Source organism: Tenacibaculum profundicola (assembly GCF_057220795.1).
This window is the reverse complement of record NZ_CM170137.1, coordinates 144,282-158,406: the sequence shown is the minus strand read 5'-3', so window position 1 is coordinate 158,406 and position 14,125 is coordinate 144,282. Positions and strand designations below refer to the sequence as shown.

The 14,125-nt window shown below is 32.0% G+C and carries 10 protein-coding genes; 4 read left to right on the top strand and 6 right to left on the bottom strand.

What is annotated here, in order from left to right; translation table 11 throughout:
* Window positions 1–300: 300 nt before the first annotated feature.
* Together AC2TDS_RS00670 and AC2TDS_RS00665 are read right to left on the bottom strand one after the other, a co-directional pair.
* A complete protein-coding gene (locus AC2TDS_RS00670) occupies window positions 301–2,088 on the bottom strand; it encodes a DEAD/DEAH box helicase (protein WP_484737201.1) in 1,788 nt (595 codons plus the stop codon).
* Between the two features lie 123 nt (window positions 2,089–2,211).
* Window positions 2,212–3,582, bottom strand: a complete 1,371-nt coding sequence (locus AC2TDS_RS00665) for a hypothetical protein (protein ID WP_484737200.1) — start codon at window positions 3,580–3,582, stop codon at window positions 2,212–2,214.
* 177 nt (window positions 3,583–3,759) lie between these two features.
* Between AC2TDS_RS00665 and AC2TDS_RS00660 the strand changes: the two genes are divergently transcribed.
* Window positions 3,760–5,382 carry an ABC-F family ATP-binding cassette domain-containing protein gene (locus AC2TDS_RS00660; RefSeq protein WP_484737199.1) on the top strand — a complete coding sequence of 541 codons (1,623 nt, stop codon included), beginning with the start codon at window positions 3,760–3,762 and terminating at the stop codon, window positions 5,380–5,382.
* 197 nt (window positions 5,383–5,579) lie between these two features.
* Here the strand turns inward: AC2TDS_RS00660 and lon are convergent, their stop codons facing one another.
* A complete protein-coding gene (lon, locus tag AC2TDS_RS00655; protein ID WP_484737198.1) occupies window positions 5,580–8,036 on the bottom strand; it encodes an endopeptidase La in 2,457 nt (818 codons plus the stop codon).
* A gap of 256 nt (window positions 8,037–8,292) precedes the next feature.
* Between lon and AC2TDS_RS00650 the strand changes: the two genes are divergently transcribed.
* Entirely contained in the window at window positions 8,293–8,940 is a 648-nt protein-coding gene (locus tag AC2TDS_RS00650) for a tetratricopeptide repeat protein (protein WP_484737197.1), read from the top strand.
* Window positions 8,937–9,467: a YfiT family bacillithiol transferase gene (locus AC2TDS_RS00645; protein WP_484737196.1), complete on the top strand. Its 531-nt coding sequence runs from the start codon at window positions 8,937–8,939 to the stop codon at window positions 9,465–9,467. Before AC2TDS_RS00650 ends, AC2TDS_RS00645 begins: the two co-directional genes overlap by 4 nt.
* Before the next feature lie 4 nt (window positions 9,468–9,471).
* On the opposite strand, the gene AC2TDS_RS00640 is transcribed toward AC2TDS_RS00645, so the two are convergent.
* The 3 genes from AC2TDS_RS00640 to pheT all read right to left on the bottom strand — a co-directional run bounded on the left by AC2TDS_RS00640 (window position 9,472) and on the right by pheT (window position 13,634).
* Window positions 9,472–10,086, bottom strand: a complete 615-nt coding sequence (locus AC2TDS_RS00640) for a LysE family translocator (RefSeq protein ID WP_484737195.1) — start codon at window positions 10,084–10,086, stop codon at window positions 9,472–9,474.
* 2 nt (window positions 10,087–10,088) lie between these two features.
* Window positions 10,089–11,123 (bottom strand): quinone-dependent dihydroorotate dehydrogenase, encoded by a 1,035-nt coding sequence (locus AC2TDS_RS00635; protein ID WP_484737194.1) that lies wholly within the window; start codon window positions 11,121–11,123, stop codon window positions 10,089–10,091.
* A gap of 84 nt (window positions 11,124–11,207) precedes the next feature.
* On the bottom strand, window positions 11,208–13,634 hold the full coding sequence (gene pheT / locus AC2TDS_RS00630) for a phenylalanine--tRNA ligase subunit beta (protein WP_484737193.1): 2,427 nt from the start codon (window positions 13,632–13,634) through the stop codon (window positions 11,208–11,210).
* A gap of 153 nt (window positions 13,635–13,787) precedes the next feature.
* Between pheT and AC2TDS_RS00625 the strand changes: the two genes are divergently transcribed.
* On the top strand, window positions 13,788–14,123 hold the full coding sequence (locus tag AC2TDS_RS00625) for a hypothetical protein (RefSeq protein ID WP_484737192.1): 336 nt from the start codon (window positions 13,788–13,790) through the stop codon (window positions 14,121–14,123).
* Window positions 14,124–14,125: the final 2 nt, after the last annotated feature.

Below are 14,125 nucleotides of genomic sequence, written 5' to 3'. Positions count from 1 at the left end.
TAACACTATTTACCATAAACAATTATGATCGGTAAATTAACATCAAAAATGTTATATCAGTTATTGTTTGAATTTACTGTCAAAGAAAATGAGTATTTTTTTCTTTATATAAGATCGAAAAATCAATAATAACAATAGCTATGATTTCTATTTATAGTGAAATAGAAAGGGAAAAAGGACGTTTTATTACGGTAAATTCAAATGATATTATTACAATTTGACAGAACGTCTTTTATGTATGACATAAAAAAAAGGATACTAAAAAAATTAGTATCCCTTGTCATATTTTTTTGAAGTTCATTAACTTCTTCTTCGTTTTCTTCCAAATCCTCCTCCAGCATGTGCTTTGTTGCTACCAGAGTCTTCTCTTCTTCTTCCAAAGTCTCTACTAGATGAAGATTTACTTGAGTCTTTACTTCTCCTTTTTCCTTTAAATCCACCTCCACTATTTCCACGCTTTCGAGATTTTCCTCCTCCTCTATCAGCTTTAGTAATTTCGATATTTACAGTTCTACCGTTAAAATCAGGTCTGTTGCTATCAAAAGAAGATAAGGTCTTTTCTTCGAAATTTTTATCTATTTCAAAAAATGAAAAAGTATCTAATATATCTATAGCTCCTATTTCTATTTTATCTCCAATTCCTTGCTCATTAATAAGTCCAATTAATTTAGCAGGATTCAATTTATCTTTTCTCCCTAAATTAATAAAAAATCGGGTCATATCTTCACTAGTCGAATTCCCTCTAGAATTATCTCTAGATGACAAATCATTTAAATCGGGAGCATTCTTATAGTACGATAAGAAAGAATTAAACTCGATCGATACAAATTTTTGAATCAATTCTTCACGAGTTAAGCCCTCTAATTTTTCATAAATCGTTGGTGAGAAAGCGGTTATATCATTATCGTTAATATCCGTGTTTTTTACCTTATCAATTAAATGAAATAGTTGCTTCTCGCATATTTCTTTTCCTGTAGGCACTTGTGTATGAACGAACTTTTTCTTTATTATGCGCTCAATTGGATTCAAACGTCCTTTTTCTTTTCTTGTGACAAGCGCAATAGAGATCCCTTTATTTCCGGCTCTACCTGTACGACCACTACGGTGATTGTAGTTTTCTATTTGATCTGGTAGTTTATGGTTAATAACATGTGTTAAGTTATCTACATCTAACCCACGTGCTGCAACATCGGTAGCCACAAGCATTTGAATATTCTTTTTACGAAATTTTTCCATAACACTATCACGTTGACCCTGAGATAAGTCACCATGTAATGCATCTGCACTATAACCGTCTCTGATTAAATAATCAGCAACTTCTTGTGTTTCTCTACGCGTTCTACAAAAAACGATAGCATAAATATTAGGATTTACATCGGCTACCCTTTTAAGTGCAGGGTAACGTGTTTTTTCGGTAACTAAATAATATTCATGACTTACATTCTCTGCTCCTTGGTTTTTCTGTCCTGAAGTAATTTCAACTGGATTAGACATATAGTTCCTAGCTATCGCTTCTACTTCTCTTGGAAAAGTTGCTGAGAACAATAATGTTTGTTTTGTGTCTGGTGTAGCTTCTAATACCTTATCAAGTTCATCCTTGAAACCCATATTAAGCATTTCATCGGCTTCATCTAAAACTAACCATTGAACATTCCCTAATTTTAATGCTCTTCTTTTTATTAAATCTACAGTTCTACCAGGAGTTCCAATAACTACCTGAGCTCCTCTTTTAAGTTGTTTTATCTGCTGATCGATATTTGCTCCACCGTAAACAGTAGCGACTTTTAACTCTGGTATATATTTAGAGAAATCTTCAATATTCTTACCAATTTGTACAGCTAATTCTCTCGTTGGAGATAAAATAATAGCTTGAGTATTTTTATCGTCTTGATCTATTTGTTCAATTATCGGTAAACTAAATGCTGCTGTTTTACCAGTACCTGTTTGTGCAAATGCTTTTAAATCTTGCTCCGAATTTATAATCTGAGGAACAGCTTTTTGCTGAATTACTGTAGGTGTTTCGTAGCCTAAATCAATCAAGGCTTTGTTTATAGGCTCTTTTAGGCCTAATTCTAAAAATGTTGACATACTGTGAATTTAACGAATTCACAGATGCCCATCTATGAATTCTTTATTATTAATATTATCTCCTTACTGAGATTTTGGACGGCGCAAAAGTACGCTATTTTAAATTAACAACAACAAAAATCCTTATTTTTTTTCTAACTCTTTTAATTGTTCCTCTATATCAGGTGCATATAGCGTCGCATAATTGTTTTGAACAACGCCTCTTCTATCTACTAAAATTAATCGAGAAAAGTCACTTGTAAGAAATTCATTTGCCTTGCTCATTTCTGGCAGTTTGTACTGATATTTGATATCAATACTGTTTACATATTTTTTTTTCGTGTTCTTCCTTTCTAGATGAACCATTTTAAAGTTTACATGTGGATATTTCTTTATGAAATAGTTAAACCTTACAGAAACACTATGATGCATTGATGATTTATTAAAATTAGTAAAGTAAAGTACTGTGTTTTTATTATTAATCACATCAGAAACATCTAACCAATTACCTGTAGGTGCCTCTAGCTTAAAGCTAGGCATTTTAGCATTATTCTCTAAAAGTTCTAAATCATTAATTAGACGTTGTATCTTCTTTTTATCTTCAATATTTGAGCTCAAGTTAAAAAAAGTGAAAAACGCCATTTTATAAAAATTATTTTTTTCTCTTTTTTTAAAACTATAAAGCATTATTTCATAAAGCAACTCATTTTTTTGATTTTCATCTTTTATTTCCTTGTCAATATTTTTAAGAAGTTCTATGACGAATTCTTCCGATTTTTCGGTAAACCCTTTACGGTACGATTCATTATGTACCTTTTCTATAACATACTTGCGATATGGATTATAAAATAATAATGAATCTTTTGTTAAATCAATAGCTTCTCTATAGTTGTAATAATTAACTCCAATATTTTGGGGTTCGTTTTTAAGGTAGTTATGCGCTGAGTACCACTCCAAATTAGCATAAACTGGGTACATTAATGAAATATTCAGAATCTCTAAAAAACTAGATGATTCATTTTGATACTCTTCTTTATAGTCTGCTAAAATTTCTTCTTTAATTTTCAACAATGAATCTACTTTTGCAACAAAAAAAGTAGGTGATTTCTCTTTACATATTAACAAATCCATTTTCTCACGCTCATGTTGCAAGAAATTTTCAATTAAAAGGTTGTTTCGCTGTGCATTTGTTCCGCTAAAAACCAGCGATTCATCAAAATCCCAAGTATTTAACCTAAATAGTATACTATCTTTAGGTTCGATATAAATATACTGATGTTCCGGCCCATGTTCAAAACGATATAAACCTTTCTTTAGGTCATTAAATTCTCCTATAAATGTATTATCCTTAGCCAAATAAATAGTATCCTGAAAATCATAATCGTTAGAAAAAACGACGTAACATCCTTTAGGATTGATTATTTTACCTCCGACATAAGTATGCTTCCTTTCTTTGGAATTAATACATCCAACTAAAATTACAAGTAGCAATAAGGTGTACAAATATTTAATCATTTCGTTTCCGCGTACTTTAGAGTAGTATTCAAATGTAAATATCTATTAAGAATTATGCTGTTAATTCGTTGTTAAAAGAATTTAATAAACCGCAAATTTATGATTTAAAATTTTTTACACAAATTCTTTTAACCCCTTTATATTTTATACTTTTGCACAAAATTTAAAATTTTACAAATGTTATCAGTTTCTAATTTATCAGTTCAATTTGGTAAACGTATACTATTTGATGAAGTAAACACAAAATTCCTACAAGGTAATTGCTATGGAATTATTGGAGCAAATGGCGCGGGTAAATCTACCTTTTTAAAGATTTTATCAGGAAAGGCTGACCCTACTTCAGGGCAAGTTCACCTAGAGCCTGGTAAAAGAATGTCTGTACTTTCTCAAGACCACTATGCTTTTGATGAGTTACCTGTATTAGAAACTGTGATCATGGGAAATAAAGAATTGTTTTCAATAAAAAAAGAAATAGATGCTTTATATGCTGATTATACAGACGAAAATGCTGAGAAAATTGGTGAGCTACAAGTGAAATTTGAGGAGATGAATGGATGGAATGCCGATTCTGAAGCAGCGGCAATGCTTTCTAACTTAGGAATTAAAGAAGAAACACATTATTCTTTAATGAAAGATTTAGATGGAAAGCAGAAGGTACGTGTATTATTAGCACAGGCGTTATTTGGAAGTCCAGATGTTTTAATCATGGATGAGCCTACCAATGACCTTGATTTTGAAACTATTTCTTGGTTAGAGAATTTTTTAGCCAACTATGATAATACCGTAATTGTCGTGTCTCACGACCGTCACTTTTTAGATGCGGTGTGTACGCATATTTCTGATATAGACTTTAGTAAGATTAATCATTACTCTGGTAACTATACTTTTTGGTACGAATCGAGTCAATTAGCTGCAAAACAGCGTATGCAACAAAATAAAAAGGCGGAAGATAAGAAGAAAGAGTTGGAAGAGTTTATTCGTCGTTTTTCTGCCAATGTAGCGAAATCAAAACAGGCTACTTCTCGTAAAAAGATGATTGAAAAGCTGAATGTTGAGCAAATAAAACCTTCAAGTCGTCGATATCCTGCTATTATTTTTGACAGAGATCGTGAGGCTGGAGATCAAATTTTAAACATAGAAAATTTATCAAAATCAGATGCTGAGGGAGAATTATTATTTTCGAATGTAGATATCAATTTAAACAGAGGTGACAAAGTTGCAGTAATTTCTAAAAACTCTAAAGCTACCACTGCTTTTTATCAAATTATAACTGGTAATCAAAACGCTGACACAGGTAAATATAGCTGGGGAGTTACCACTACTCAATCGTACCTACCGTCTGACAATTCAAGTTTTTTTCAAAATGGTGAATTAAACTTAGTTGATTGGTTGCGTCAATACGCAAAAACGGAAGAGGAAAGAGAAGAGGTTTTCTTAAGAGGATTTTTAGGTAAAATGATTTTCTCTGGTGAAGAAGCATTAAAAAAGAGTAATGTTTTATCTGGAGGGGAAAAAGTGCGTTGTATGTTGTCAAGAATGATGATGACAAGAGCTAATATTTTATTGCTAGATGAACCTACCAACCACTTAGATCTTGAATCTATTCAATCCTTAAATAACTCGTTAATTAATTTTAAAGGAACTGTTCTATTCACTACGCATGATCACGAATTTGCACAAACAGTAGCTAATAGAATTATTGAAATAACTCCTGAAGGGGTTATCGATAAACATGCTACATTCGATGAGTATTTGAGTGATTCAAAGGTTAAAGAATTAAGAGAAAAGATGTATTCATAAATAAAATTGCATTATAAACTAAAAAAGGAGAGGATTTAAAAACCCTCTCCTTTTTTAGTTTATAATACCATTTACCATTTGAATTTACCGTAATAAAGCATCCTTTTTCCATTTCTATCTTATATAAAGAAAAAAACACTCATTTTCTTTTACAGTAAATTCAAACAATAACTGGTATAACTATAGCAAATATAATTCTACTCTAGTTTTCTGGCATTCTTCACTTTTTGCTTTGTTAAAGCAACATCAATAACTTCACTCATTTCTGTTACAAAATGAAACTTTAAACCTTTTAAATAACTTTGCTTAATTTCTTCAATATCCTTTCTGTTTTCCTCACACAAAATTATTTCTTTAATGTTTGCTCTTTTAGCCGCCAAGATTTTTTCTTTGATACCTCCTACTGGGAGTACTTTTCCACGTAAGGTTATCTCTCCTGTCATCGCTATTTTATTTTTCACTTTACGCTGCGTGAACAACGAAACAAGCGATGTTAACATTGTAATACCCGCACTCGGACCGTCTTTAGGAGTAGCTCCTTCGGGTACATGTATATGAACATCGTATCTATCTAATAATTCTGGTTTAATTCCAAACTCTTCAGCATTAGCTTTAATATATTTCATGGCTATTGTTGAAGACTCTTTCATAACAGTACCCAAGTTACCTGTTATTGAAAGGTGGCCTTTTCCTTTTGACAATATTGATTCTATAAACAAAATATCTCCTCCTACACTGGTCCAGGCCAAACCAGTTACCACACCAGCTGTATCATTATTCTCGTATTTATCACGTTCTAAACGAGCTGGTCCTAAAATGGTTTCAATATCTTCATTTGACAACGTTATATTGTATTCATCTTCCATTGCAATAGATTTTGCAGCATATCTAACCACCTTAGCAACTTGTTTTTCTAAACCTCGAACTCCAGATTCTCTGGTATATCCTTCAACAATTTTCTCTATCTGAGATTTTCCTAGTTTCAAATGCTTATCCGATAAACCATGCTCTTTCAACTGCTTAGGCAACAAATATTTCTTTGCTATTTCAATTTTCTCTTCTATGGTATACCCCGTAACATTGATAATTTCCATACGATCACGTAATGCCCAAGGAATTTGTTGCAGATTATTCGCTGTAGCAATAAATAACACCTTAGAAAGGTCATAGCCTACCTCTAAATAATTGTCATAGAATTCTGTATTTTGTTCAGGGTCTAACACCTCTAACATTGCTGAAGAAGGATCTCCTTGATGGCTTTGTCCTAATTTATCAATTTCATCTAATACAAAAACTGGGTTTGAGGTTCCTGACTTTTTAATATTTTGTATCAAACGACCAGGCATCGCTCCAATATATGTTTTTCTATGGCCTCTAATCTCAGCTTCATCTCTCAAGCCCCCTAATGACATACGTACATACTTACGTCCTAGTGCTTCGGCAATAGATTTACCTAATGATGTCTTACCAACTCCTGGAGGTCCGTACAAACAAATAATTGGAGACTTCATATCTCCTCTAAGTTTCAAAACGGCTAGATGTTCAATAATTCTTTCTTTGACTTTTTCTAAACCGAAGTGATCTCTATCTAATATTTTTTGTGCCTTTTTTAAGTCAAATTTATCCTCTGAATATTCACCCCATGGCAAGTCTAGCATCAACTCTAAATAATTACGTTGCACTCCGTACTCAGCCATTTGAGGATTCATGCGTTTTAAACGGCTTAACTCTTTCTCAAAGGTTTCAGCAACATCTTTATTCCACTTCTTCCCTTTAGATTTACTTCTCATTTCCTCAAGTTCTTGATCATGAGAAACACCACCTAATTCATCTTGGATGGTTTTTAGTTGCTGGTGCAAATAATATTCACGTTGTTGCTTATCTAAATCTACTCTCGTTTTAGATTGAATATCATTACGTAACTGAAGTTTTTGCAACTCTCTATCTAAATTCTTCAGAGTTAGAAGTGCGCGCTCTTTTAAATTATCCTTTTCAAGTAATACTTGTTTTTGAGCTACACTCAACTCCATATTAGATGAGATGAAATTCACTAAAAATGAACTTGACTGAATATTTTTTATAGCAAACGAAGCCTCAGACGGTAGCATCGGATTTTCTTTGATAACTTCTAAAGCCAGTTCTTTGATTGAATCAATAATTGCATCGAATTCTTTTTTATCATCAACATCTCTCTCATCTATAGATTCATGAACTTTGGCTTTCAAATAAGGTTCATTTTGAATTATTTCGTCAATTTCAAAACGTTTTTTCCCTTGAATGATAACCGTTGTATTTCCATCTGGCATTTTTAATACTCTTAAAATTTGCGCTACTACGCCAGTACTGTAAATGTCATCCATAGTTGGATTTTCCACTTCTCCATCACGCTGAGCTACAACCCCTACAACTTTATCTCCTTTATTAGCATCTTTAATAAGTTGAATAGATTTATCTCTCCCTGCTGTAATAGGAATAACCACTCCTGGAAACAGTACCGTATTTCTTAAAGGAAGTATTGGAAGTTCACTCGGAATTTCCTCTTTTATCATATTCTCTTCATCTTCTGGTGTTAATAAAGGAATTAACTCAGAGTCTTCATTAAAAACGTCTTGAAGCGACAAGTTGTCTAAATGTATTATTTTCGATTTACTCATAAATTTATTTATCTGTCATGTTGACATTTCATTAATTTCTTTAAATTACTAACAAAATATCATTTTTAAACTCAATTCACTAAAAACCAATGACTTATGATTGTATAGCTATCGTTAGTTAGTTACATAAGTCAATTGTTGTGCCAAGAATTACGATACAAACGTTAATTATATGTAACAATTTTCATATAAATTCGTCAAAATATTATTGTTATACTCAAATTTTATGAAACCTTACCATATTCTACTAGTTTTTATGATTATTCTAACGAGCTGTACTTCCAAAAAGAATTCTTCTGAATTTGTAATGAAAGCTACGGGAAGATATTATTTTAATGCTGACGAAGTCATCGAAGTTTATTTTACTAATGGCACCTTATTTTTAAAATGGCGTTCACAAAATTTAGAGCCGTTCAAATTAAATGATAGCACATTTTATGTAAAAGAAATTAATGAAAAAATAATATTTACTACCAACCATAATAAAATTGTTTTGGCCAGTAAACGTGAGCACAACGGTAAAAAATATAATTTTAACAAACTAAAGGCAGGAGAGAAAACCCCTAGTGAATATTTAGCTGGAAACAACTATGATATGGCGCTACAAGGGTATTTAGCTATTAAAAAAAGAGATAGTTTAAACCCTATCATCCAACGACGAAGCTTTAACAGATTAGGATATTCCTACTTAAGAAAAAATAAAACTGACAAAGCTATTCTCGTTTTTAAAATAAACACTGCTTTATACCCCACTAGTTCAAACACCTTTGATAGCTTAGGAGATGCTTATTTAAAAAATCAAGATACCACGAATGCTATAATTAATTATAAAATGGCACTGTCAATTAACTCTGAAAACAAGCAATCTGAACGAAAATTAGAAAGATTAATTCCTAAATCATGACATCTATACAATACCCTATCGGTAAACCACACATTCCCAAAGAAATTACTACGAAAGTAATTACTGCTTGGATACGCACGATCTCGACATTTCCGACAAAATTAGAAACACTAACATATAATTTAACCTCTCAGCAATTAGATACTCCTTATAGAGAAGAAGGCTGGACAATTAGACAAGTTATTCATCATTGCGCCGATAGTCATCATAATTCGTATACTCGATTTAAATGGGCTTTAACCGAAGTTAATCCTATTATTAAAACATACCATGAAGAAAGATGGGCAGAATTATTTGATAGTAAAACGGGTCCCATAGAATTGTCTATAAACTCACTCAAAGCATTACATGCGAAGTGGGTGCATTTATTAAAAGGGCTTCATCAGCATGATTTAGAAAAAACCTTTATACATCCTGACGGTAACGAAGAAGTTTCTTTAAAAGAGAATATTGGTATTTATGCCTGGCATTGTGATCATCATTATGCTCATATTGAAACCCTTATGATTACTAATGGATGGGTATAATACATTACATTAAAATTAAGGCAGCAATCCCCACAAAAACAACGATTTGGGTCCATTTCAAATACAAACCTACCTTCTCATTTCTTTTAATATAATCAGAAATTGATCCCGCTAAAACAGCAATACTTGAGAATATTACAAAAGACGTAAGTATAAACAAGCCTCCTAAGATATAAAACTGTAAAACAATAGAAATGCTATCTGAAAACAAAAACTGAGGAAAAAAAGCCAGAAAAAAAATAGTCACTTTTGGATTTAATACATTCATCCAGAACCCTGTTTTAAACAGTTGAGACGTAGTTTTACGCTCAACGTTTTCTGTTGAGAAAACAATCTTTGCATCACTTTTATATACCTGATATGCTAAATACAAAAGATAAGCAGCACCAAATACCTTAATAATAAAAAATAATTTATCATTTGTTTTAATTATCTCTGAAACACCAAAAGCCACAAGTGTTGTATGAATAAGACAACCTGTCATTAAACCGAAAACGGTGGCCAATCCATATTTCTTTCCATTAACAATACTTTGGGTCAGCACAAAAATATTATCCGGCCCAGGCGAAAATGCCAATGTACCAGTAGCTAGTATAAAAGAACCTAAAACTTCTATCATATTTAACTTTTAGCTAAAATGGTTTTATTTATTCTTTTGACTAAACTAGGTCCTTCATAAATAAATCCAGTATAAATCTGCACTAAGTCTGCACCTGCATCTATCTTCTCCATCGCATCAGCCTCAGAATGAATTCCGCCTACTCCAATGATTGGAAATGCTTTATTCGAGTTGATCGATAAATATTTAATAACTCTAGTGCTTCTATCTTTTATAGGTTGACCACTTAAACCACCATTTCCGATCATGGTCAAACTTTCTTTTGAAGCTTTCAAGTTTTCTCGATGTATAGATGTATTAGACGCAATAACACCTTCAATCTTTGTATCAGCAACCAATTGAATAATTTCATCCAATTGCTGATCATTCAAGTCTGGAGCTATTTTTAAGAGTATAGGTTTTTGTTTTGCTTCAAGTTTATTTAACGTCTGAATTTCTTGTATCAATTCTTTCAAGTAGTCCACATCTTCTAGTTTCGCATGGCTACTTACATTTGGACAACTAACATTTAAAGTAAAGTAGTCTACATAAGGATGCAAGCCTTTAAAACAAGAGACATAATCATTCGTGTATTGATCTGGTGGAGTATTGGTGTTTTTACCAATATTTCCGCCTATGATTATCTTTCCTTTGTTTTTTTTTAGTTGTTTAATTGCAGACTCTAAACCTTCATTATTAAACCCCATCCTATTGATAACCGCTTTATCTTCTTTTAGTCTGAATAATCGTTTCTTCGGGTTCCCAATTTGTCCTTCAGGTGTTACAGTTCCAATTTCTATAAATCCAAATCCAAAATCAGCTAATTCATTGTATAATAATGCATTCTTATCAAAACCTGCTGCTAATCCGACAGGGTTTTTAAAGGTTACCCCAAATAAATTACGTTCCAATTTCTTATCATTTACCTGATAAAGCCTTTTAAAAATTGATGGAACAAACGGTATTTTAGATAATACTTTCACTAGTGCAAAAGTGAAATGATGTACCTTTTCAGGATCAAAAAGGAAAAATATTGGACGAATTATTAGTTTGTACATATATTATATTTTCTTTAGTCGTGATGTTATTTAATTACACCTTTATAAATTATAAAAAAACTCCAAATTAATGGAGTTTTGAAATTATCGTAATACAGCACCTAAGCTTTTCTCAAATGTATGCTGTAGCTTTTGCATAATTTTATCTATTTGTTTATCTGCTAACGTTTTGTTTTCATCTTGTAACACAAAACTTACTGCATATGATTTTTTACCTTCTGGTAATTTTTCACCCTGATATACATCAAACAGATCAACTTCTTTTAACAACTTCCTTTCAGCCTGAAAAGCTAAATTATACACTTCTTTAAACTCAACCTTATCATCTAATAATAAAGCCAAATCTCGTTTTACTTTCGGATACTTTGGTAACTCAACAAGTTTTATTTTCTTTTTACCTACTAAATTCAGCACATTTTGCCAATTGAAATCCGCAAATAACACCTCTTGCTTAATTGAAAACTCCTTTAAAACTGCTTGTTTCACTACACCAAGCTCTATCAATTTAGTTTTCCCTAAACTTAATACAATTCCATCAGAAAACAGATCATTTTTAATAGGAGTTGTTTTTAAAGAATGTATGCCCAATCTAGATAATAAAGAAGTAACAACACCTTTTAGGTAGAAAAAGTCTGAACTTTGATTCGCTACTTTCCAACTTTCTTTTCCTCTATTTCCTGTAACAAACAATGTCAGGTGTTTATCTTCTTGATATACATCTTCATATTTATGATACGTTTTACCGAATTCATAAAATTTCAATGAGTTTTGTTTACGGTTTATATTGTAAACAATACTTTCTAATCCACTAAACAACAACGATTGTCGCAATACCCTCAAATCATTACTTAGCGGGTTAAGCATTTCAACATTGTTATCTTCGTTTAAATTTTCAGATAACTCAGTGAATTCTGGTTTTGTCAAAGAGTTTGCCATTATTTCATTAAACCCTAATGAAGATAATTGCTCTGCAATGATATTTTCTATTTTTACATAATTGCTATTATCAAAAGAGATGGAAGTATTTAACTTATGAGAAAACTCAATATTATTATAGCCATATACACGTAAAATTTCTTCAATAATATCAGCTTCTCTTTGCACATCTACTCTATACGATGGTATTGTTAACCCTAAACCTGCTTCAGTTGCACTATTTATTTTTATATCTAATGATGCTAATATATTTTTTATGGTTTCTTCAGGTATTTCCTGTCCTATCAATCGGTACGTATTTTCAAAAGATAAAAACACCTGAAAGTCTTCTACTTTTTCAGGATAAAAATCCAAGACATCAGATGACATTTTTCCGCCAGCATATTCTTCAATTAACAAAGCGGCTCTTTTTAATGCATACTTTGTCATATTAATATCAATACCTCTCTCAAATCTAAACGAAGCATCTGTATTTACAGCATGACGCTTGGCTGTTTTTCTTACTGACACAGGATTAAAATAAGCACTCTCCAAGAATACTGTAGTCGTGTGTTCATTAACTCCAGAGTTAAGCCCCCCTAAAACACCTGCTATACAAAGTGGATTATCATCCAAATCGCATATCATAATATCTTCAGAAGACAATTCTCTTTCTACCTCGTCTAATGTTTTAAATTTTGTTCCGTCTGGCAAGTTTTTTACTACTACTTTGTGCCCTTTAATTTTTGAAGCATCAAAAGCATGAAGTGGTTGCCCAAGTTCATGAAGCACATAGTTGGTTATATCTACAATATTGTTTTTAGGTGCAATTCCAATTGCTTTCAACCTCTTTTGAATCCACTCAGGAGAATCTTTTACCTCTACATCTGTAATCGTAATACCACAATAACGTGGCACTAATTCTTTGTTTTCTACCTCGATATCAATTTTCAATGTACGCTCATCTACGTGAAAATCGGAAACTGAAGGAGATATCAACTCTAAACTTACTCCTTGTTGTATTAAACCAGCACGCAAATCACGCGCCATACCATAATGACTCATGGCATCAGCTCTGTTTGGTGTTAAACCTATCTCAAACACATAGTCTGTTTCAATGTTAAACACTTCTGAACAAAGAGTACCTGGCTCTAAACTTTCATCTAAAACCATAATTCCGTCATGACCTTTACCGAGCCCTAATTCATCCTCGGCGCAAATCATTCCATGACTTTCTTCTCCTCTAATTTTTCCTTTCTTAATTTTAAATTCTCCTCCTTTATCATCATATAATACAGTACCAATTGTTGCTACGGGTACCTTTTGACCTACAGCTACGTTAGGAGCTCCGCAAACAATTTGAACAGGATTATTATCTCCTAAATTAACTGTTGTAACATTTAGTTTATCCGCATTAGCATGCTTTTGGCATGTTAGTACCTCACCTACTACTACACCCTCCAAACTTCCTCTTATGCTTTCAACCTTTTCTATCCCCTCTACTTCAAGTCCTAAATCGGTGAATAACTCACCTGTTTTTTCTACCTCAAGCTCAACTTGCAAGAATTGTCGTAACCAATTATATGATATCTTCATTTTTTAAATACCTAATTTAGGTGGCAAATTTACATAAATAAAAGTAAAAAATTCAAGACTTCAATATATGTTTATAGTTAACCTTTAGCTAACACTCGGTAACTTTAAAATGAGTTTATTTGTGGAAATTTTTGAGAATTTTAACAAAATTTTATGACAAAACTTATACCCTTCTTAGTTCTGCCAAATATTTTGATGCCTTATTTTCTAGTTTCATCTTATCATTACGGGGTCAATTCGCACCGTTATGATAGATTTAATAACAGAAAACAGTTGGTTAGAAATTTATATTCTGACGGCACAAATTTACCCTGTTTATTTTCTGTTATTAATTACATGAATAGAGAAAAACCTGGGACTCGAAATTCTTTTGAATTTAATGCTAATCTTTTTGAGGTACTTGATCTTATCTCTACAATAACTTTTCACAATACACTTAAATCAATTATTGAAAAAGTAGGAAACAGAATACCATCAACAGTTTCATAGAA

Coding starts and splice junctions, on each gene's coding strand:
- AC2TDS_RS00670 (WP_484737201.1), bottom strand. CDS start 2,088: ATGTCAACATTTTTAGAATTAGGCCTAAAAGAGCCTATAAACAAAGCC.
- AC2TDS_RS00665 (WP_484737200.1), bottom strand. CDS start 3,582: ATGATTAAATATTTGTACACCTTATTGCTACTTGTAATTTTAGTTGGA.
- AC2TDS_RS00660 (WP_484737199.1), top strand. CDS start 3,760: ATGTTATCAGTTTCTAATTTATCAGTTCAATTTGGTAAACGTATACTA.
- lon (WP_484737198.1), bottom strand. CDS start 8,036: ATGAGTAAATCGAAAATAATACATTTAGACAACTTGTCGCTTCAAGAC.
- AC2TDS_RS00650 (WP_484737197.1), top strand. CDS start 8,293: ATGATTATTCTAACGAGCTGTACTTCCAAAAAGAATTCTTCTGAATTT.
- AC2TDS_RS00645 (WP_484737196.1), top strand. CDS start 8,937: ATGACATCTATACAATACCCTATCGGTAAACCACACATTCCCAAAGAA.
- AC2TDS_RS00640 (WP_484737195.1), bottom strand. CDS start 10,086: ATGATAGAAGTTTTAGGTTCTTTTATACTAGCTACTGGTACATTGGCA.
- AC2TDS_RS00635 (WP_484737194.1), bottom strand. CDS start 11,123: ATGTACAAACTAATAATTCGTCCAATATTTTTCCTTTTTGATCCTGAA.
- pheT (WP_484737193.1), bottom strand. CDS start 13,634: ATGAAGATATCATATAATTGGTTACGACAATTCTTGCAAGTTGAGCTT.
- AC2TDS_RS00625 (WP_484737192.1), top strand. CDS start 13,788: ATGACAAAACTTATACCCTTCTTAGTTCTGCCAAATATTTTGATGCCT.